The organism is Mesorhizobium sp. M1A.T.Ca.IN.004.03.1.1 (assembly GCF_003997555.1).
GTDB lineage: Bacteria > Pseudomonadota > Alphaproteobacteria > Rhizobiales > Rhizobiaceae > Mesorhizobium.
In genome coordinates, this window is the sequence record NZ_RZTV01000251.1 from 1 (window position 1) to 277 (window position 277).

1 protein-coding gene is annotated in these 277 nt (G+C 60.6%); it reads right to left on the reverse strand.

All coding sequences use genetic code 11. The features are described from left to right. Positions 1-45: 45 nt before the first annotated feature. Positions 46-277: sugar transferase (locus EOD29_RS31570; RefSeq protein WP_206520542.1), on the reverse strand; the 232-nt coding region annotated here is incomplete at its 5' end.

The following is a 277-nucleotide window of genomic DNA, read 5'->3' on the forward strand; positions in this document are numbered from 1 at the left end:
TGTCTTCCGACTCCAGGCATGATCGGCGGCTCTTCCCATGAATGCTCAATACGAGCCGCGCTGCGAAAACAGAGCGGGAATGGTCTTGGCAATGATGATGAAGTCCCGGCCGAGCGACCAGTTGTTGAGATAATGAACGTCGAGGGAAACCCGGTACTCGTAGCTGACATCATTGCGCCCGCTGGTCTGCCAGTGACCGGTCAGGCCCGGGCGGACGGCCATGTAGGCCCATACATGCTCGCCGTAGCGCGGCAATTCCTCGGCCGTGATCGGCCGG